This window comes from Winogradskyella luteola, assembly GCF_019203985.1.
Lineage (GTDB): Bacteria > Bacteroidota > Bacteroidia > Flavobacteriales > Flavobacteriaceae > Winogradskyella > Winogradskyella luteola.
In genome coordinates this window covers 222,252-240,797 of sequence record NZ_JAGSPD010000001.1, presented here as the reverse complement: position 1 = coordinate 240,797, position 18,546 = coordinate 222,252, and the positions used below count along the sequence as shown (strand labels likewise).

General features: G+C 33.4%; 17 protein-coding genes and 1 pseudogene. 13 read left to right on the top strand and 5 right to left on the bottom strand.

The features are described 5' to 3' along the window. Nucleotides 1-16: 16 nt before the first annotated feature. From nusB to yajC, 3 genes are all read left to right on the top strand, one after another. Entirely contained in the window at nt 17-961 is a 945-nt protein-coding gene (gene nusB / locus KCG49_RS01155; protein ID WP_256259810.1) for a transcription antitermination factor NusB, read from the top strand. A gap of 155 nt (nt 962-1,116) precedes the next feature. After that, entirely contained in the window at nt 1,117-1,668 is a 552-nt protein-coding gene (locus KCG49_RS01150; RefSeq protein WP_218544340.1) for a DUF1573 domain-containing protein, read from the top strand. Between the two features lie 10 nt (nt 1,669-1,678). Continuing rightward, complete coding sequence (gene yajC, locus KCG49_RS01145) at nt 1,679-1,969, top strand: preprotein translocase subunit YajC (protein ID WP_218544339.1); 291 nt, start codon at nt 1,679-1,681, stop codon at nt 1,967-1,969. A 116-nt stretch (nt 1,970-2,085) separates the two neighbouring features. On the opposite strand, the gene KCG49_RS01140 is transcribed toward yajC, so the two are convergent. Both KCG49_RS01140 and pepT read right to left on the bottom strand, forming a co-directional pair. Next, nucleotides 2,086-2,685 (bottom strand): YdeI/OmpD-associated family protein, encoded by a 600-nt coding sequence (locus KCG49_RS01140; protein WP_218544338.1) that lies wholly within the window; start codon nt 2,683-2,685, stop codon nt 2,086-2,088. A gap of 257 nt (nt 2,686-2,942) precedes the next feature. After that, nucleotides 2,943-4,169 (bottom strand): peptidase T, encoded by a 1,227-nt coding sequence (gene pepT, locus KCG49_RS01135; RefSeq protein WP_218544337.1) that lies wholly within the window; start codon nt 4,167-4,169, stop codon nt 2,943-2,945. Between the two features lie 121 nt (nt 4,170-4,290). Here pepT and KCG49_RS01130 point away from each other — a divergent pair, with 121 nt between their 5' ends. Next, a complete protein-coding gene (locus KCG49_RS01130) occupies nt 4,291-4,539 on the top strand; it encodes an ion channel (RefSeq protein ID WP_369680343.1) in 249 nt (82 codons plus the stop codon). A 34-nt stretch (nt 4,540-4,573) separates the two neighbouring features. Here KCG49_RS01130 and KCG49_RS01125 read toward each other — a convergent pair whose 3' ends face one another. Beyond that, a complete protein-coding gene (locus tag KCG49_RS01125; RefSeq protein ID WP_218544335.1) occupies nt 4,574-5,404 on the bottom strand; it encodes a universal stress protein in 831 nt (276 codons plus the stop codon). A 127-nt stretch (nt 5,405-5,531) separates the two neighbouring features. Here KCG49_RS01125 and KCG49_RS01120 point away from each other — a divergent pair, with 127 nt between their 5' ends. From KCG49_RS01120 to KCG49_RS01110, 3 genes are all read left to right on the top strand, one after another. Continuing rightward, the gene (locus KCG49_RS01120) at nt 5,532-6,566 is read left to right on the top strand and encodes a quinone-dependent dihydroorotate dehydrogenase (RefSeq protein WP_218544334.1); all 1,035 of its coding nucleotides are present in this window, start codon (nt 5,532-5,534) and stop codon (nt 6,564-6,566) included. A 64-nt stretch (nt 6,567-6,630) separates the two neighbouring features. Further along, nucleotides 6,631-7,248 (top strand): LysE family translocator, encoded by a 618-nt coding sequence (locus KCG49_RS01115; RefSeq protein WP_218544333.1) that lies wholly within the window; start codon nt 6,631-6,633, stop codon nt 7,246-7,248. Between the two features lie 125 nt (nt 7,249-7,373). Further along, nucleotides 7,374-8,237, top strand: coding sequence for a hydroxymethylglutaryl-CoA lyase (locus tag KCG49_RS01110; protein WP_218544332.1), 864 nt, complete (start codon nt 7,374-7,376; stop codon nt 8,235-8,237). A gap of 6 nt (nt 8,238-8,243) precedes the next feature. Here the strand turns inward: KCG49_RS01110 and KCG49_RS01105 are convergent, their stop codons facing one another. Together KCG49_RS01105 and KCG49_RS01100 are read right to left on the bottom strand one after the other, a co-directional pair. Further along, complete coding sequence (locus tag KCG49_RS01105) at nt 8,244-9,335, bottom strand: HmuY family protein (protein ID WP_218544331.1); 1,092 nt, start codon at nt 9,333-9,335, stop codon at nt 8,244-8,246. 11 nt (nt 9,336-9,346) lie between these two features. Continuing rightward, a complete protein-coding gene (locus tag KCG49_RS01100; protein WP_218544330.1) occupies nt 9,347-11,479 on the bottom strand; it encodes a TonB-dependent receptor plug domain-containing protein in 2,133 nt (710 codons plus the stop codon). A 92-nt stretch (nt 11,480-11,571) separates the two neighbouring features. On the opposite strand from KCG49_RS01100, the gene KCG49_RS01095 reads away from it, so the two are divergent. The 6 genes and pseudogenes from KCG49_RS01095 to KCG49_RS01075 all read left to right on the top strand — a co-directional run bounded on the left by KCG49_RS01095 (nt 11,572) and on the right by KCG49_RS01075 (nt 18,458). After that, nucleotides 11,572-12,471 carry a DUF6607 family protein gene (locus KCG49_RS01095; RefSeq protein WP_218544329.1) on the top strand — a complete coding sequence of 300 codons (900 nt, stop codon included), beginning with the start codon at nt 11,572-11,574 and terminating at the stop codon, nt 12,469-12,471. A 5-nt stretch (nt 12,472-12,476) separates the two neighbouring features. Then, nucleotides 12,477-13,976: an ankyrin repeat domain-containing protein gene (locus KCG49_RS01090; protein WP_218544328.1), complete on the top strand. Its 1,500-nt coding sequence runs from the start codon at nt 12,477-12,479 to the stop codon at nt 13,974-13,976. A gap of 1 nt (nt 13,977) precedes the next feature. After that, nucleotides 13,978-14,472, top strand: coding sequence for a DUF2271 domain-containing protein (locus tag KCG49_RS01085; RefSeq protein WP_218544327.1), 495 nt, complete (start codon nt 13,978-13,980; stop codon nt 14,470-14,472). A 13-nt stretch (nt 14,473-14,485) separates the two neighbouring features. Further along, nucleotides 14,486-16,684: a PepSY domain-containing protein gene (locus KCG49_RS01080; protein ID WP_218544326.1), complete on the top strand. Its 2,199-nt coding sequence runs from the start codon at nt 14,486-14,488 to the stop codon at nt 16,682-16,684. 9 nt (nt 16,685-16,693) lie between these two features. Then, nucleotides 16,694-17,056 (top strand): annotated as a pseudogene (locus KCG49_RS16520) (DUF6686 family protein). Between the two features lie 208 nt (nt 17,057-17,264). Next, entirely contained in the window at nt 17,265-18,458 is a 1,194-nt protein-coding gene (locus tag KCG49_RS01075; protein WP_218544325.1) for a DUF4856 domain-containing protein, read from the top strand. Nucleotides 18,459-18,546 lie beyond the last annotated feature (88 nt).

Sequence of the window (18,546 nt, the reverse complement as noted above, 5' to 3'; positions counted from 1 at the left end):
ACGCAGTTCTTTTTATATGCTAAACCGAAGACACATCAGAATAAAAGTAATGCAATCCTTGTATGCTTTTAAAAGTACTGAAAGTGATGATCTCGCCAAAGACGAAAGGTTTTTGCTGCATAGTTTAGACAGTATGTACGATTTGTACCTTTCTATTCTAGCCTTACTTACTGAGCTTCATAAAAAGAGTAAAAATCACAACGAAAAACTGCAAAAGAAACTTTTAGGTTCTGATGCCGATAAAAACCCTAATACCAAGTTTCAAGATAATCAATTGCTGCAGTTAATTGGCGAAAACAAAATGCTGCAAGACATTATTGGGAAGAGAAAACTTAATTTTTGGGATTTAGATTTTGAATACGTTGATATTCTGTTCAAAGCCATTATTAAGAGCAAACGGTATGATGATTATATAAATGATTCAGAAACGACTTTTAAAAAGGATACGCAGTTTATTATAGATATTTATTCTGAAGTGATTGCGCCAAACGATAAACTCTACGATTATTTTGAAGATAAGAAACTCACTTGGGTTGATGATCTTCCTGTAGTAAACACAACACTTTTAAAAGTAATACGAAAGCTTAAATTAACCTCGCCAGAAACTGCTTTATTACCAAACTTGTATAAGGATGAAGAGGATAAGGAATTTGCAAAAAGTTTGTTGCAAAAAACCATTTTAAATAATTCTAAATTTTCTGAAGAAATTTCCAAAAAAACTACCAATTGGGATACAGAGCGTTTGGCAAGTATTGATGGAGTAGTGTTAAAAATGGCACTTTGCGAATTTCAAAAATTCCCATCTATACCTTATAAAGTAACTATTAATGAATATCTGGAAATTGCCAAGGAATATTCTACACCAAAGAGTAGTTTGTTTATCAATGGAATTTTGGACAAAATAGTTAAGGAATACCAGTCTGAAAAGCTACACTTAAAAACGGGAAGAGGTTTAATGTAGGTATTTTATACTATTAAGAAAAAACAATTCTTAAATTTATAGGATTTTTCTTTCAAAACATGTTAAGGACAGACTAAAAATTTTAATTGGTTGAAATAATTATTACCTTTGCAAGCTGAAAGAAAATAGAATATATTAACTAAAAAAATATAGTAATGAAAAAAGTAATCTTAGGACTTAGTGCTTTATGTATGGTAGCTTTTACATCTTGTAAAGAAGATGCTGCAAGTAAAGTTAAATCAGAAAATGTAGCTGTTGCAGCTGAGCGCGATGCCAATGCTGGTAATTTTCCGGTACTTGAATTAGACAAAGAGTTACACGATTTTGGAACTCTAGTGAATGGAACTCCAGTAGAAACCGTATTTAAATATAAAAACACAGGCAACTCAATGTTGGTGGTAAGTAACATAAAAAGTACATGTGGTTGTACCGTACCATCTAACTATACAAAAGAAGTAGCACCTGGAGAAACAGGTGAGTTTACTGTAAAGTTCAATGGTAAGGGTAATGGAAAAGTGTCTAAGTCATTAACAATGACGACTAACACCGAAAAAGGTACTCAAATCGTAAAGATTTCTGCTATGATTGAGGCAGACCCTAATGCACCACAAAAGACACCAGCTAAAAAACTAGCTGTAAATCCTTTGTCAACAACTAAGGCTAAAACGTCTACGCAGCCAGGACACGAAGGTCATAATCACAATTAATATATAATTAATGGAAGGATTAGGATCTTTTTTACCATTTATAGCCATTTTTGCTGTAATGTATTTCTTTATGATTGCACCACAGATGAAGCGTGCAAAGCAGGAAAAGAAATTTGCTAGCGAATTAAAACGTGGCGACCGTGTATTGACCAAAAGTGGTATGCACGGAAAAGTTGTAGAGCTGAACGATAAAGATAGTAGTTGTGTTATTGAAACCTTAGCAGGTAAAATTAAGTTTGACCGTTCTGCAATCTCAATGGAAATGAGTAGAAAATTAAACACACCAGCTAAAGTAAAATAAGCTGATGATAATAAAGTAAAAAGCCGCTCATTGAGTGGCTTTTTTAGTTTATGAAATTTGTATTATTGTATAATGTAAGTTCAGTTCAAGGTATAAACTTATTGAGCGTCATTGTATTAGCGGTTTTTATACTTATCATGTAAGCCTACTCCTTTTATAATCATAGGAGTTATTTTTTCTAAGCGTTTTTGTTTTGTAGCTTTTCCTTTGGCTTCTGACACATATTTGCAATACTCACGTTGTTTACCTGGTGTTAGAGCTAAAAAAGCTGTATTTAATTCTGTATTAGAGTTTAGTTTAATTTTTAGCTCAACCGGAATAACAACATCTTCAGTATTGCGTCTTAGTTTTATTGTTTTACCAGCCTTTTGATTTTCTATGGCTTCATTCACATAGTTTAGTACAATCGTATCTTCAATATCTTCGATAGAATCAAAACGCATTTGTAGTAGGGCCTTGGTCTTACCTTCTTGAGCATTGATAAGTAGGTTGTGCTCATCTTTTAAAAAGATACCTTGGTGAAACCATAAACAAAAGTGATTTTTAAAAGCACCTATGCCCAATACATTTTTACCATTAAAACAGTACGTTGGCATACTCCATTTTATGGTTTCGGTAAGTTCAGTTTTTAAAATGATATGGCGAAGGCGTACTAACGCTTCGAACCATTTAGGGTTAAGCTCTAGATATTCTTCTACGGAATAGACTTTTTTCATTATGGGTTTAGTTAATGGTTAGGCATTACTAAGTTGAATGCTATGAATTTAGCAAAAAAAAGCTTGGTTTTGTGCAAAACTTCAGCCACAAAAGGCTAATTAATGGATTTATATATTGTTTATTTTATCTTCTCGTGTTTTGTAACTCGTGTATGGTGAACTTTAAGCCGATGAGATTTCAATCTCATTTTACTTGTATGTAAAGACTAACTAGCAAAATGGTTTACCTATTTAGTAGAGTATGCTTAATATTTTATTTATCGTTTTGCCGTTAACTCAGCAATTTTACAAATCACTTCTACAGCTTTTTGCATACTTTCCACTGGGACGTACTCATAACGACCATGAAAATTATGTCCACCAGCAAAGATATTTGGGCATGGCAATCCCATATATGATAATTGTGAGCCGTCCGTACCACCACGTATAGGTTTAATCAAAGGTGTAATGCCAAGCGATTTCATGGCCTCTTCGGCAATATCTACAATGTGCATTACAGGTTCAACTTTTTCTTTCATATTATAGTACTGATCCTTAATTTCAATCTCAAATATCTCTGACTCAAATTTTGTGTTAAGGTCCAGGACAATTTTTTCCATTAAGGCCTTACGTGCTTCAAATTTATCATTATCATGGTCTCTTATAATATATTGGAGTGTGGTTTCTTCGACTTTACCTTCCACACTATGCAAATGAAAAAAACCTTCATAACCTTCCGTATGCTCTGGTGTTTCTAGTCTCGGTAAAACATTTATAAATTCGGAAGCATAGTACATTGAATTTACCATTTTTCCCTTGGCATATCCTGGATGCACAATCTTTCCTTTTGCTTTAATTTTTGCGCTTGCAGCATTAAAATTTTCATATTCTAATTCACCAATCTGACTACCATCCATAGTATATGCCCAATCGGCTCCAAATTTTTCAACATTAAATTTATGAGCGCCTCTACCAATTTCTTCATCTGGCGTAAAGCCAACTTTTATGGTCCCATGTTTAATTTTTGGATGCTTAATAAGGTATTCCATGGCTGTGACAATTTCTGTAATACCAGCTTTATCATCAGCTCCCAAAAGTGTAGTGCCATCAGTAGTAATTAAAGTCTGGCCTTTATAAAGCAAAAGGTCTTCAAAATAATCAGGTGATAGCACAATATTCTCTTCAGCATTTAATACAATATCCTTTCCATCATAATTCTCAATAATTTGAGGTTTTACATTGGCTCCAGTGAAATCTGGCGAAGTATCAAAATGTGATATAAACCCAATAGTAGGCACGTCGTGATCAACATTACTCGGCAAGGTGGCCATGATGTAGGCGTTATCATCTATGGTAACATCACTCATACCTATAGCTTTAAGCTCTTCGACCAATTTATTGGCTAAATTCCATTGCTTTGCTGTGCTTGGGGTTGTTTCTGAGTTTGGGTCAGACTCGGTATCTATAGTTACATAACTGATAAATCGGTTTATGATGTGTTGCATGTTTAAAGTTTTTATCAAAAATAACAACTATTAAGATGAAACGTTAAACAGAATTCAAATACTTTTTAATCAGTGGTTATATTTCCTTAGGCCTATTATCCTTTTTTTGTGTTTGACCATAGTGATTATTTATCCTAATTCATTCCATAGGCTAATTGACGAAAGTGGAAATATGGCAGAAGCTCTTATGTATTATAGTTATATTACTTTAATGACTATTGGTTACGGAGATATTTATCCTATTTCTCCTGTTGCGCAAAAAGCTTCAATTTTTATAGGTTTAATAGGTCAATTCTATCTGGTAATTATAACAGCTATAGTGGTTGGTAAATACATTAGTCAAAGTTCAGAAAATAAAAGCCTTGAGTGATCAAGGCTTTTATTAAACTTATATGTGCTGCACGCTATAACTTAAAAGTTACTACTGGTAATTTTGAATGGTTTACCAAATCTTCAGAAATACTACCACTAAAGAAATGACTTAATCCGGTTCTGCCGTGGGTGATAATTGCCATGGCATCAGCATGCTCTCTACGTACGTAATTCATAATACCATATTCTACATTGTGATCTGACGTAAAGGCAATGTTTAACTCATTTCTATCGAGGTTGGAAAGCTTTAAGAAATCAGAAACTTTTTCGTTAACTTCATCCGTACTCAAAAAGCTTAAGTTAGGAAGATTGATATGGAGCAGGGTCACTTTATCTGCTAGTTCGTTTAACAACTCCAAGGCCATTTTTACTGCAGATATGCTACTCTCTTCAAAATCTGTAGCAAGTGTTATGTGCTTAAAGTTAATCGATTCTGGCTTAGATTTAACGACTAAAACTGGTGTGTCGCTATAGCGTACTACTTTTTCTGTATTAGAGCCTGTAAATACACCGTCATGTTCACTGTGTCCACGAGATCCCATAACAATTAAATCTGCCTTTTCGTGAGAAGCGACTTCTGAGACTTCCTTTAAAACTTTATGGTTCTTAATCAAGGGAGTTACTGTGATGCCCTTTAAATAGTCTTTATCTAAAAAAGTTTCAAATTCTTTATTGGCAACCATTAACATAAAAACGGTTTCTTCATTTCTTTCTGAGCTGGTTGCCGAAAATATAGATTCCGAAAGTTCCAACATGTGCATTACTATGAGTTCTGCATTGTATTTTTTCGCCAATGCGGCTCCAGTTTCTAATGCATATTCTGAATATTTAGAAAAATCGACAGGAATGATTATTTTTTTCATGAGATTTATATTTGATTAATAGTTCAAAGTTAAGTAAATGTTTTTTTAAAAAGGATGACTTTTGATAGTTTACTTCCCAAAATTAATATTGTAATTATTAGTACTTTTGCAAAGCAAAGCGGCATTTATGTATAAAGCACTCATCCGACCAATTTTATTTTGTTTCGACCCAGAAAAAGTACATTACTTTACGTTTTCTTTAATACGGAATTTTTCAAAAATACCTGGTGTAAAAGGGCTCTTTAGAGCATTATATTTGGTAGAAGATGAATCCTTGGAACGCGAGTTATTCGGATTAAAATTTAAAAACCCAGTTGGTCTTGCTGCTGGCTTTGATAAAAATGCTGTGCTATATAATGAATTGGCTAACTTCGGATTTGGTTTTATAGAGATAGGTACGGTAACACCTAAGGCTCAGGCTGGTAATCCAAAGCAGCGCTTGTTTAGACTTAAAGCCGACCAAGGGATTATTAACCGTATGGGCTTTAATAATGAAGGGCTTGAAGCGGCAATAGCACAGCTAAAGAAAAACAAAGGGCAATTAATTATTGGTGGGAATATTGGAAAAAATACTCAAACCAAACCAGAGGACTATACTAGCGATTATTTAGAATGTTTTAATGCTTTGCATCCCTATGTCGATTATTTTGTGTTAAACGTAAGTTGCCCCAATGTAGGTAGCCATGCAAAACTTAACGATAAAGATTATTTGTTAGAACTCATTGATGATGTGCAGAAAGCCAATAAGACTTTTGCTATACAAAAACCTATTCTATTAAAGATTGCGCCAGACCTTAATGATGGCCAGCTTGATGAAATCGTAGACTTAGTTAAAGAAACCGATTTAGATGGTGTCATCGCAAGTAATACTTCTACTGATCGTGATGGCTTAAAAACTTCAAAAGAGCGTTTAGAGCATATTGGCAATGGTGGACTAAGTGGCCAACCCATAAAATCAAAGTCAACCCGAGTCATCAAATACTTGTCAGATAGGAGCAACAAAGCCTTTCCGATCATTGGGGTAGGAGGTATTCATTCTGCGGAAGATGCTTTGGAAAAATTAGAAGCTGGTGCAGATTTAGTACAAATCTATACTGGTTTTATTTATGAAGGTCCAAAACTGATTAAGTCTATCAATACAGCATTATTAGATAAAGTCTAATCAGTTTTACCAGATAATCGAGATTAGTATACTAACAAGCTCTTTTCAAAATTTTATTTTTTATTTGAATCTTGAAATCCTCATATCATTTGCACTGGCAACATCAGCTTTGGCTATCTCCCCTGGCCCGGATAATATCTATGTGTTGGTGCAAAGCATTACCAATGGAAAATCTTATGGATTAGCTACAGTCTGTGGCTTAATAACAGGCTGTATTGTGCATACAACATTATTGGCTTTTGGTGTTTCTGCTATAATTAAGACTAATGAAAATATATTTTTTGGTATTAAAGTATTAGGTGCATTATATCTTTTGTACTTGGCATATAAAGTATATAAATCTGATGCTCAACTGAATTGGCATACTGAAGTAACTCCAAAAAAAAGCTTAAAAGGACTATTTATTCAAGGGTTTTTTATGAATGTTCTAAACCCAAAAGTAACCATATTCTTTTTAGCATTTTTTCCTGGATTCTTGTTTAGCCAAACCATGAGTACAGTAACACAGTTTTACATTTTAGGCGGTGTGTTTATGTTGGTATCTTTTATTATTTTTTCTGCTATAGCGATACTTGCGGGTCAAATAAAAACCTATACTCTAAATCATAAGAATTCTGGTATGGTTTTAAAATGGTTGCAGATAGTAGTTTTTATTGGAATAGCTATTTTTATTCTTGTGTAAATTGTATTAGGATAAGCCTGTGAAACATTCTAAATGAAAAAGAAATTGAATTTAGAAACAGGGCTTTGAGTTTCGAACATTCAAGAAAGTTTGAAAACGTTTTCGTTAGCCTTATATTTGCGCCAATGAATAAAGCTGTAAAACTTATTGAATGTCCAAGAGATGCCATGCAAGGTATTAAGGAATTTATTCCTACAGAAAAGAAAGTACAGTACATTCAGTCTTTATTACGAGTTGGTTTTGATACCATAGATTTCGGAAGTTTTGTGTCCCCAAAAGCGATTCCCCAAATGGTGGACACTACTGAGGTTTTAGCGCAATTAGACTTAAGTAAAACCAAAAGTAAACTCTTAGCAATTATAGCCAATGTACGTGGTGCCAACGATGCGTCTCAGCACAAAGCGATAGATTACTTAGGTTTTCCGTTTTCGATATCAGAAAACTTCCAGATGCGTAATACACATAAAACCATTGCTCAGTCTGTTGTAACGCTCTCTGAGATTCTAGATATAGCGAATAAAGTCAATAAAGAAGTTGTAGTATATATTTCTATGGGCTTTGGGAATCCGTACGGTGATCCTTGGAATGTAGATATAGTAGGGGAGTGGACCGAACGTTTAGCTAAAATGGGAGTAAAGATTTTATCCTTGAGTGATACGATTGGGAGTTCCAATCCAGAAAATATAGATTACCTGTTTTCTAACCTTATTCCCAAGTATTCAGATATTGAGTTTGGAGCACATCTACACACAACACCTACGACATGGTTTGAAAAAATCGATGCCGCTTACAGAGCAGGTTGCAGACGTTTTGATGGTGCCATACAAGGTTTTGGTGGTTGCCCTATGGCAAAAGACGAGCTAACGGGCAATATGCCAACCGAAAAAATGCTGTCTTACTTTACGCAAAAAAAGGCTCATGACTTAAATGCCATGAGCTTTGAGAGTGCTTATAATGAGGCAACTAAGATATTTTCAAAGTATCATTAATTTTTCTTAGTCTTCCAATAAGCTATATTCAAATTGTGGATATCCTCTGTTTCCATCAGTGTCAAACATGGCCAAGAATTTTAGCTTGTAGTAGTTGCCATTGGCATCATTAATTATGTAGTAAACATTTTCTTTTAATGATGGTAAGGTACCTGGTCCACCTCCGTTTCTCCAGCTGTTTCCGATAACACGACGATCGTTGCTGAATAAGGTATCATTTACATCTATGATCGAAAAGTCTTCATACGCTAGCGTACCCTCATCTTCAGTATCAATCATATAGACTTTTGCATCATTTTTAATATTATTTACTACGTAATCAGCAAATCCATAAGGACCAAAACCTGTGATCTCATTTGTAAATACCGTAAAGACTATATCCCATTCGGTTTTCATTGGTTCTACCAATACTTCAGAGCCATTGACTAAACTAAAAAACGTAAAATTATAATCTGTATTTTTAGAAATGGTGACTTCGTTATGGGTTGTAGCATCTAAATCTGCGTATTGAACTACATAATCGTTACCTTCTCTTAGTATTCTTATTTTCATCCAACCTCTTGGTCCATCAGAAATATCAACATTTCCAGTAGAAGGGGTTTCAGTACCTATTTCATCTCCTAAGTTCACTAAATACACTTTATTGGCATCGTCAGTTGCCGAAATAGGGGCTATTGCAGTACCAGAAAGATCGCCATTAGGGTTATCTACATATGCTGCACTCTCAGATTGGAAAGTCCCAACAGCAACTAATGGTTGTATAGAAGACACTTCAGTTATCGATGAATTTACAGCATCTATATCTGTTGTATTTAATTCTGCAGCAGCCATATAAACAGCACTATTTAACACAACTCTAAAATCTGAGCCAGAATAGAATCCTAAATCCCAAGAGTCTCTTCTTACAGAAGTTGTTTCACTTGTACTTAAATCTATATATACCTGATTGCCTTGATTTGGCCCACCAACACTTGGTGCTAGTGTTGCACCTTCTATGGTAACCTCAATTGGTCCTTGAGGCCCATCGTCGTCATTACTGCAACTGGTTATAAGTGCAACAGCTATAAATAAGATTAATATAAAAAACTTGTTTGTCATGATTGTTTTATTTAAAAATTTAGATTATACATTGCTTTTAGGTAAAAAGATCTCCCATAGCCCAATAATAGATTACTATTGTTAGCAGAATGTGTTCCGCCGTTAGATCCGTTATTTACGTTTACGTTGGTAACATCGAATAAATTTCTACTACCAAGTGTTATATCTAATTTATCATCTAGAAATACTTTTCTTACTGAAAAATCTAGCCATGAATAGGCCTCTACAGTAGCCTTTGAAAAAGCGGTATTACCATTATCGTCTGTGCCAGAGGCTATATAGTTTTGTTGTTCACCATTATATTTTAGTAGCAGGGCAACTGAGGTGTTAATTTTATCGAATCTATATGAAGCCCTAGAATTAACTTGAAAATTGTATAAAAAATCATCCTCTGCATTAACTTCAGTATTATTTATTCTAGAGATTCCTTGTAATGCAGCTCCTAAGTTTAGTGTAAGATTATTTAACCTTAATGAGTTGTCTAAGGTAAAGCCAAGCTGTCTAAACTTATCTATATTGATGAATTGAAATTGAAGTGGTGTAGAATTTACGACTGCTAAATCTATACGATCAGAAACATCTATATAACTTACTTTTAGATTATTGATTAATGAAACACCTTTGAACCAGCTTCGCTTTTTTAGATTTACAAAAGTTGAAAAACCATTTTCTGGGTCTAGATTTTCGTTGCCCCTAACATCATGATTGGAATCCACAAAATAGTAGTAGAGCTCTTCAAAATTTGGTACTCTATAAGAAGAACCTATGTTTGCCCTAAGCTCAAACCCTTTTTCCATAAGGTAGCGTACATTTAAAGCACCAGTAAGTTTTGAATTATAAAGTGAATTATATTCGTATCGTACACCAGGGCGAAATGAAAACTTATCGTTAAGTTTTACCTCAGAAGAACTAAACACAGCAAAGTTGCTTTGGTTTCTCGTTTCATTAAATTGTGTGACATCACCAGAAGCTTGGGTATCAAAACCTTCAATATATCTGGTTTCGTAACCAATTTGAAAATCATAATCTTTGTCTTTTATTAGGTTGTCTACGGTACCGTTAGAAAAGAAAGCTTTACTAGATTGATAGGTTTCATCGGTTTCATTAGATCTTTCTTGTGTTAGGATAAAATAATTAAACTCATTAATATCCCGTTCTTGTTGTTGGTAAGAAAACGTAGCGCTATAGTTGGCACCAGAGTTTAATGTGCCATCTAAGCTAATGTTGTTTACAAATCTATTGGTTGTAAAAATTCTATCAGTAGCAGAAGGGTTACTGGTTTGGTTTTGGGTATCTATATTTGCTCTAACAGCTGCATCATAGAAATATACATTTTCGTTATAGTATTCAAATTTATAATTAAGTTGAAAGTTTTTAGCTTTAAAATTAATGAATGCATTCGTAGTCAATTGATCTTTAGGTAACCATTCATACCCTCTTAGTCCATCATTTTCAAAATAGTCCCTGCCTTGTCTGTCATTAAAAAAACCTGCAAAATCATTTCTGTTAAAACCAATTCTGGCAAACCATTTTTTGTTGAAGTTGTGTCCTAAATTTAACGATTGTATATGTCTGCCTTGGTCAAACAACTCATACTCATTACTAACGGTTTCTTCTTGTATAGATGTCTGTATTTTCCATTCTTCGTCAATAGATTTTTTAGTTATTATATTTATGACTCCTGTAACTGCATTAGCTCCAAACTCAACTCCCATAGCACCTTCTACAATTTCTATACGTTCAATATCATCAAGATTTATTTGGGTAAGATCGATACTGTTACCTAATCCATTATCACTAACTAAGGGAACATTGTCAACCAAAATATTAAGGTATTGGCTATCCAAGCCAAAAAAAGATACTGTTGATCTACCCGTTTGTCCATTGGGAATTATATTAAGATTAAGGTTAAAGTTTAAGATGTCTGCTAGGTTATTAGCCGCTATTTGCTGAATTTGCTTTTGATTTATTACAGTTACGTTGTAAATCGATTTTTTTATTGAAGAAGGGCTGTACTGTCCAGTTATCACAACCTCTTCTAATTTTTCAATCTTAGTACTGTCCTTTTTGTGTTCCTGCGCACAAACCGTATAACTCAAAAAAAATAAAAAATAAATGCAGATATTATTTTTATTTAGACTCATTCTTGATTAGTTTTGCCGCAAATATATAAGTTATTTTAATTCAATCTAAATAAGAACAAGATATTTTTGTTAAAATTTTAATCAATAAAAAAATGAAAAGAGTAGTATTAGCCAGTTTAGTTTTAGCCTTGTCATTTCAAGTAAATGCACAAAAAAAGAAGAAACAAGACAAAGAAGCCATCAAAGAAATGTGTGGCTGTTTTGAAGTCACATTCAACTTTGCGGAAACCTTTCAGTTTAGTGAAGATTCGCTTTACAAACCATCAAAAACAAAAACAGACAAAGGATTGGAATGGGCACAATTGATAGAAGATGATAAAAACAAAGTATCAATTCAACATCTATTGCAAGTTGGACCACCGAATAAACCTCATATAGTTAAACATTGGAGACAAGATTGGCTGTTTGAAAATACAGCATTTTATATGTACAATGGAGATAATGAATGGACTTTTCAAGAGAAAGAGAAAGATGAAGTGGAGGGACAGTGGACACAAAAAGTATATCAAGTAGATGATAGTCCACGTTATGAAGGTTCTGGTACTTGGGTGCACGTAGATGGGAAGAGTTATTGGGAAAATACCACAACAGCACCATTGCCTAGAAGAGAATATACCAAACGCAGCGATTATAATATTACAATGCGAGGTAATAGACATGAAATTACGGATTTTGGCTGGGTTCATGACCAAGACAATGCCAAGGTTATCAGAGAGGGCGATAAAGATGATGTGATTTTAGCACACGAAAAAGGCTATAATATCTATAAAAAAGTGGACGATAGCCGTTGCCAAGCTGCACAAGACTGGTGGAAAGAACACGATAATAAATGGGCAACTGTAAGAACAAAATGGAATGCCGTTTATGGACGTAATAAGGACTTAAATCTTGAAGCTAAAGTAGATAACAAAGTATTGTATAAGCACCTTTTTGATGAAGAGATGACGGCCAAAGAAGACATAGAAAAAGTGATTGAATCTTTTGTAAAATAAATGCTATGAAAAATAAAAATTACATACTTTGTATAGTAGTTATAATTTTCGCCACACCTTTTTTTGCCCAAGAATCTAACATTTTTTTAAGTAGAGACTACTGGAAATCCAATCCTTCTATAGCAGATATTGACAAGAAAATAGCAGAAGGACATGATATCGCAGAGCTCAACCAAAATGCCTTTGATGCTGTTAGTTATTCACTTATAGAAAAGGTAGATAATAATACCGTAAAGTACCTTTTGTCACAAAAAGGGAACGGAGTCAATAAATTAACACACGATGGTAGAACCTACATCTTTTGGGCAGCTTATAAAGACAATCTGCAATTGATGCAGTATTTGGTTAATAAAGGTGCTAAAACAGATATCATAGATAGCCATGGTTATTCTATATTAAACTTTGCCGCTGTTACTGGGCAAACCAATACTAAACTTTATGATTTTTTGATAAAGCATGGATCAAATCCAACTATAGAAAAGAATCATGATGGTGCCAACGCCTTATTATTAGTTGCTCCTTTTTTAAAGGATGATAAGTTGGTTAATTATTTTTTGTCTCATAAAGTTGATTTAAAAAGCACTGATAATAATGGCAATGGCATCTTTAACTATGCTGCAAAAGGTGGAAATTTAGAAATGTTACAATGGTTAATCGATAAAGGTGTACCGTATAAATACTTAAATATAAAAGGCGGTAATGCTATGATTATGGCAAGCCAAGGGACGCGAGGAAGAAAGAATACATTAGCAGTTTACAAGTTTCTTGAAGATTTAGGTATAGCTGTTAACGTAATTGGAAATAAAAGTAGAAATCCCCTGCACGCCATAGCTTATGATAGTAATGATTTAGAAACCTTTAGATATTTTATTGAAAAGGGAGTTGACATCAATTTACAAGACGAAGACGGTAATTCACCATTTATGAATGCCGTGAAAAGTAATAGACTCGAGGTTGTAACATTCCTTTTCCCTTTTATAAAGGATATTAATGTAAAAAATAAAAATGGTCGTTCTGCTTTAGCTATGGTAATTCATGGAAATAATGTTGAAGTGGCAAAATTCTTAATCGAAAAAGGTGCGGATACCAATTCTATTGATAAGGATGGAAACACATTAATGTACTACCTATTGAATGCTTACCAGGGCAATAAGTCAGAAACTTTTAATAGTAAATTAGAATTGCTTGCAAAAACAGGTTTAGATATAACTAAAACCCAAGGTAACGGAAATACACTCTATCATTTGGCTGTTGAAAAAAATAACCTCGATTTACTAAAACGCATCCATAAGTTTAACATAGATGTTAATACAAAAAATAATGACGGATTAACACCTTTACATTTGGCAGCCATGAAGGCAAAAAATGATGATATGTTAAAGTATTTAATTTCAATCGGAGCAGATAAAACAGTTAAAACAGATTTTGAAGAATCAGTTTATGATTTAGCAAGTGAAAATGAATTGCTTCAAAAAAACAAAGTCAATTTCAATTTCTTAAAGTAGCATGAGAAAAATAAATATATTCAAAATAGCACCTCTATTAATAGTAGCCGTTTTTCTACTATTTGGGTTCACTTTAAAGCAACCATCTTCGACCTATAAGTGTATGATTCAGATGACCAATTATACAGGTGAAGGTGCTTATATTATTATTTCACTCTTAAACCCCAAAGGTGAATATGAAAAGACGCTTTACGTTCAAGGTGATGATGATGAATGGTATTTTGATATTACCGAATGGTGGAATTTTCAAGGCAAAAAACGCACAAATATAGATGCCATAACTGGTGCAACGATAAGTGGTGGTGAGCGTGCCATAAGTGTTATAGAAATAGCAGATGATAAAATAGATCAAGGCTACAAAGTTAGGTTTGAAACTGCTGTTGAAGATCAGGAATATCATGCAGATGATGTTGAGTTTGAATTAACTTCAGAATCTGTTAAAAGTAAAGTGGAAGGCAAAGGCTTTATTCGGTACATTAGGTTAATGCCTCAATAATCAAAATTTTGACATGACCATTTCTATTTGGAGATACAGTCACTTAATACTGGCTGTGTCTTCAGCTTTATTCATTTTTATTGCTACAGTTACAGGTATTATATTAGCGTTAGAACCTATCTCTAATCAAATACAGCCTTTTGCTGTAGACAATGCTAATGATTTGTCCTTAGCAGAAGCACTAGAGATCTTACATAATGAATATGAAGGAGTTATCACTTTAGAAAAAGACGAAAATGATTTTGTAATAGCGTCGATAATTACAGCCGAAGGTAAAAATGATATGTTTTATGTCAACCCTTTTACTGGTGAAAAATTAGGTGAACTTATAAAAAAGAAACCAATCTTTGAATTTGCAACCAATTTGCATCGTTCACTTTTTTTAAAATCCACAGGGCGGTTTTTAGTAGGTTTATTCTCATTTTTTCTATTTCTCATTGCTATTACTGGTATAAAATTAATACTGAAGCGCCAAGGAGGTTTTAAACGCTTTTTTGCCAAAGTAGTGAAAGAAAACTTTGAGCAGTATTTCCATATTGTCATTGGTCGCTATACTTTAATTCCGATTGTAATTATTACTCTAACAGGTGTCTTTTTGTCATTAGAAAAGTTTAATCTATTGCCATCAGATAAGCTGGTTCATAAAAATATTGAAAATACATCTCATGCAGAAAGCATTGGTATAAATGGGTTTCATGTTTTTCAGTCTTACACTTTAAATGAATTGAAATCTTTGGAATTTCCATTTTCAGAAGACGAAGAAGATTACTTTATTTTAAACCTAAAAGACAAGGAGCTTTACATAAATCAATACACAGGTCGTGTAATGAGTAAAGCTGATATATCATTAGTATCAATAGTCTCAACTTGGAGTATGGTATTGCATACAGGTCAAGGTACTTTTGTTTGGGCTATGGTTTTACTGCTAAGTTGCATTGCCATTTTATTCTTTATGTATTCTGGTTTTACCATGACTATAAAACGTAAAAAAGAAAGTGTAAAAATTAAGAATAAATACACCAAGGATGAAGCTGAATTTATTCTTTTAGTAGGTTCAGAAACAGGGCATACCCAACGTTTTGCAAAACAATTTTTTGATGCTCTTATAACAGCAAACCATACAGTTTATCTCGATCAGCTCAATAAGTATTCAACTTATAAAATAGCAAAACATCTTATTGTATTTACAGCGACTTATGGTGAAGGGGAAGCACCTAGCAATGCCAAAAATTTTGAAGGATTGCTGAAAATGATCCGTCAAAAGCAAACGGTAAAATATTCGGTAGTAGGTTTCGGATCCCTGATGTATCCAGATTTTTGTAAATATGCTATTGTTGTTGATGCATTGCTGCAAAAGCAAAAAAACTTCATTCCTAATTTACCTTTATTCAAAATTAATAATCAGTCACATGACGCTTTTAAAACCTGGATACAACAATGGAATGAAAGTACATCACAAGATTTAAAAATTCAATTAACCAAACCAACTGTTAACAAAAAACGGCTAAAGAATTTTGAGGTTTTGAATATTACCGATTGTAATGTGGATGATACATTTTTGCTACAGTTAAAGTCTCTTAAAAAACAAAAGTTTAAGTCGGGTGATTTATTAGCCTTTTATCCAGAAGAAGATCATATTGAGCGTCTATATTCCATAGGTCGAGTAGAGGATACGATTCTTTTGAGTATTAAAAAGCACAAATTTGGGGTATGTTCAAAACAATTAAGCACTCAAAAGCAGCACAACATGATAAAAGCAAGAATTAAAAGAAATCTAGATTTTCATTTTCCAATCTATGCCAAGGAAGTAATAATGATAGCCAATGGAACAGGTATAGCACCTTTTTTGGGAATGATGAATGAAAACACTCTAGATATTAAAACTCACTTATTTTGGGGAGGACGCACTCAGCAATCCTTTCAATTGTATTCAAAATTAATCGATAAAGCATTTAAGAAAGGCTATTTGTCTAGCTTTAATTTGGCATATTCTCGGGAAGAAGACGAGAAAGTTTATGTGCAAGATGTGCTTATGGAAAAAGAAAAATTAATATGTAATGTTCTGCAAAACAAAGGAGTTATTATGATTTGTGGATCAATCGCTATGCAAAACAGCGTTTTAGAAGCTCTAAACATCATTACGGAGTCAAAACTACAACATCCTTTAAGTGTGTTTGAAAATAATGAACAGATTAAAATGGATTGCTATTAAAATATAAATATGTGTAAAAGTATAAAAGCAATATCCAGAGTAAAAAGTGGTGAATTGTCGTTTTGCGAAAATTATAAATCGTTCCATTTGATATTTAACAATATATTTTTAGCACTAAACAAAACAGAGTTAAAGCGTCTTAAAGACTATATCGATACATTAGTAATTGACTACTTGGAACATAAATAAGAGTGCTCTGATCTTAAACGAAAAATCCCACTACCTATTACACAAGAAAATTTAGTAATGATGTTCAATAGACAGAAAACTATTGAGCTAAGAAACCTATTATCTTTTAATAAGCAAAAAGAGACTTTAGCTCCACATTTACTGAATGTAGACGATATTGATTATGTGTTACATCTCAACTAATATCGCAATACATTAGCTTAATCTATTGCATTTATTTGGGTTGCCATTTTATAAATCCCTATATAGTAGAGTAATATAAATAAAGTAATAAAGGTGCTCAAAATTTATTTAAAATTAATCTAAATAAACTTTGTATAAATCCTTTGTAGTATTATTTTTGCGCTAATTATTTATAACAAATCTTAATAAAAATAAAAAACAATCAAAAATGAAGAAGTTAGCCTTAAGTTTATGTGTAATAGCTGCTATGTTCACATCATGCTCAAGTGATGACGATAATGGTTCTGACGGTAACCAAGTAGAAGCTCCAGCGACCTATGAGTTCAAAAGAGAAGGAACCACAACAGTAGATTACAATGGGCAAACCACACGTATTGATATGGGTGAAGAGTTCGTCACAGCATTATTAGATAACTCTAAAACTGAAGCCGAACTCGACGGTATGTTTACCAACACGGGAAATTATTTTTCAACCACAGCACTAAATGAGTCTACTAAAAACATAAGAAGTAAAACTGCTGCTTCTAGTGATTATTTTTCTGCTAATACTACTGTGGCTAACCAAATAAAAGCTGATTTTGACGGTTGGATTGCCAATCAAGTTACAGACGTTTTTCCTAATTGGGAAACAACTGCTACAGTAGGCAATGCTGGTAGATTACAGGAAGCAGGCGGTACTTACCGCTATATTAACTCTAAAGGTTTAGAGTATAATCAAGCCATTAATAAAAGCTTAATTGGTGCGCTAATGGTCGATCAAATACTTAATAATTATTTAAGCACCTCAGTTTTAGATGCTGGCACTAACAGAGCAGATAATGATGCTGAAATTGTAGCCGAAGGTAAAAACTATACAATTATGGAGCATAAGTGGGACGAGGCTTTTGGTTATTTGTACGGTACAGATGATGCATTGGCACCATTACTAAATAAAGATAGTTTTTTAAATAAATACCTGTCAAGGGTTGAAAACGATACAGATTTTACAGGTATAGCAGAGGATATTTACAATGCTTTTAAATTAGGAAGAGCAGCTATTGTGGCAAAAAACTATGAGGTAAGAGATGAGCAGGCAAATATTATTAGAGAAAAAGTATCTGAAATTATCGGTATTAGATCTGTATATTATTTACAAGCTGGTAAATTAACCTTAGGTACTGATTTTGCAACAGCATTCCATGATTTGTCCGAAGGTTTTGGGTTTATCTACAGCTTGCAATTTACAAGACAACCAGGAACGGACACACCTTATTTTACAAAAGCTGAGGTAGATGCTTATGTAGCAGAATTAATGGAAGGTAATGGCTTTTGGGACGTTACATCAACGACTCTAGATACAATTTCAGATGAGATTGCAGCACGCTTTAGTTTTACCGTTGCTGAAGCCGCAACAAGTAACTAATAGATGGATTAATTTAGAAAAAACAGGTGCAGCATTATAATGTTGCATCTGCTTATTTAGTATTTTTGCAAACCAAAAAAATAAAGAA

Bases quoted from the DNA above. Each gene is read 5' to 3' on its own strand.
- yajC (WP_218544339.1), top strand. From the start codon at position 1,679: ATGGAAGGATTAGGATCTTTTTTACCATTTATAGCCATTTTTGCTGTA.
- KCG49_RS01125 (WP_218544335.1), bottom strand. From the start codon at position 5,404: ATGAAAAAAATAATCATTCCTGTCGATTTTTCTAAATATTCAGAATAT.
- KCG49_RS01120 (WP_218544334.1), top strand. From the start codon at position 5,532: ATGTATAAAGCACTCATCCGACCAATTTTATTTTGTTTCGACCCAGAA.
- KCG49_RS01140 (WP_218544338.1), bottom strand. From the start codon at position 2,685: ATGAAAAAAGTCTATTCCGTAGAAGAATATCTAGAGCTTAACCCTAAA.
- pepT (WP_218544337.1), bottom strand. From the start codon at position 4,169: ATGCAACACATCATAAACCGATTTATCAGTTATGTAACTATAGATACC.
- KCG49_RS01100 (WP_218544330.1), bottom strand. From the start codon at position 11,479: ATGAGTCTAAATAAAAATAATATCTGCATTTATTTTTTATTTTTTTTG.
- KCG49_RS01095 (WP_218544329.1), top strand. From the start codon at position 11,572: ATGAAAAGAGTAGTATTAGCCAGTTTAGTTTTAGCCTTGTCATTTCAA.
- KCG49_RS01150 (WP_218544340.1), top strand. From the start codon at position 1,117: ATGAAAAAAGTAATCTTAGGACTTAGTGCTTTATGTATGGTAGCTTTT.
- KCG49_RS01080 (WP_218544326.1), top strand. From the start codon at position 14,486: ATGACCATTTCTATTTGGAGATACAGTCACTTAATACTGGCTGTGTCT.
- KCG49_RS01090 (WP_218544328.1), top strand. From the start codon at position 12,477: ATGAAAAATAAAAATTACATACTTTGTATAGTAGTTATAATTTTCGCC.
- nusB (WP_256259810.1), top strand. From the start codon at position 17: ATGCTAAACCGAAGACACATCAGAATAAAAGTAATGCAATCCTTGTAT.
- KCG49_RS01110 (WP_218544332.1), top strand. From the start codon at position 7,374: ATGAATAAAGCTGTAAAACTTATTGAATGTCCAAGAGATGCCATGCAA.
- KCG49_RS01105 (WP_218544331.1), bottom strand. From the start codon at position 9,335: ATGACAAACAAGTTTTTTATATTAATCTTATTTATAGCTGTTGCACTT.
- KCG49_RS01075 (WP_218544325.1), top strand. From the start codon at position 17,265: ATGAAGAAGTTAGCCTTAAGTTTATGTGTAATAGCTGCTATGTTCACA.
- KCG49_RS01085 (WP_218544327.1), top strand. From the start codon at position 13,978: ATGAGAAAAATAAATATATTCAAAATAGCACCTCTATTAATAGTAGCC.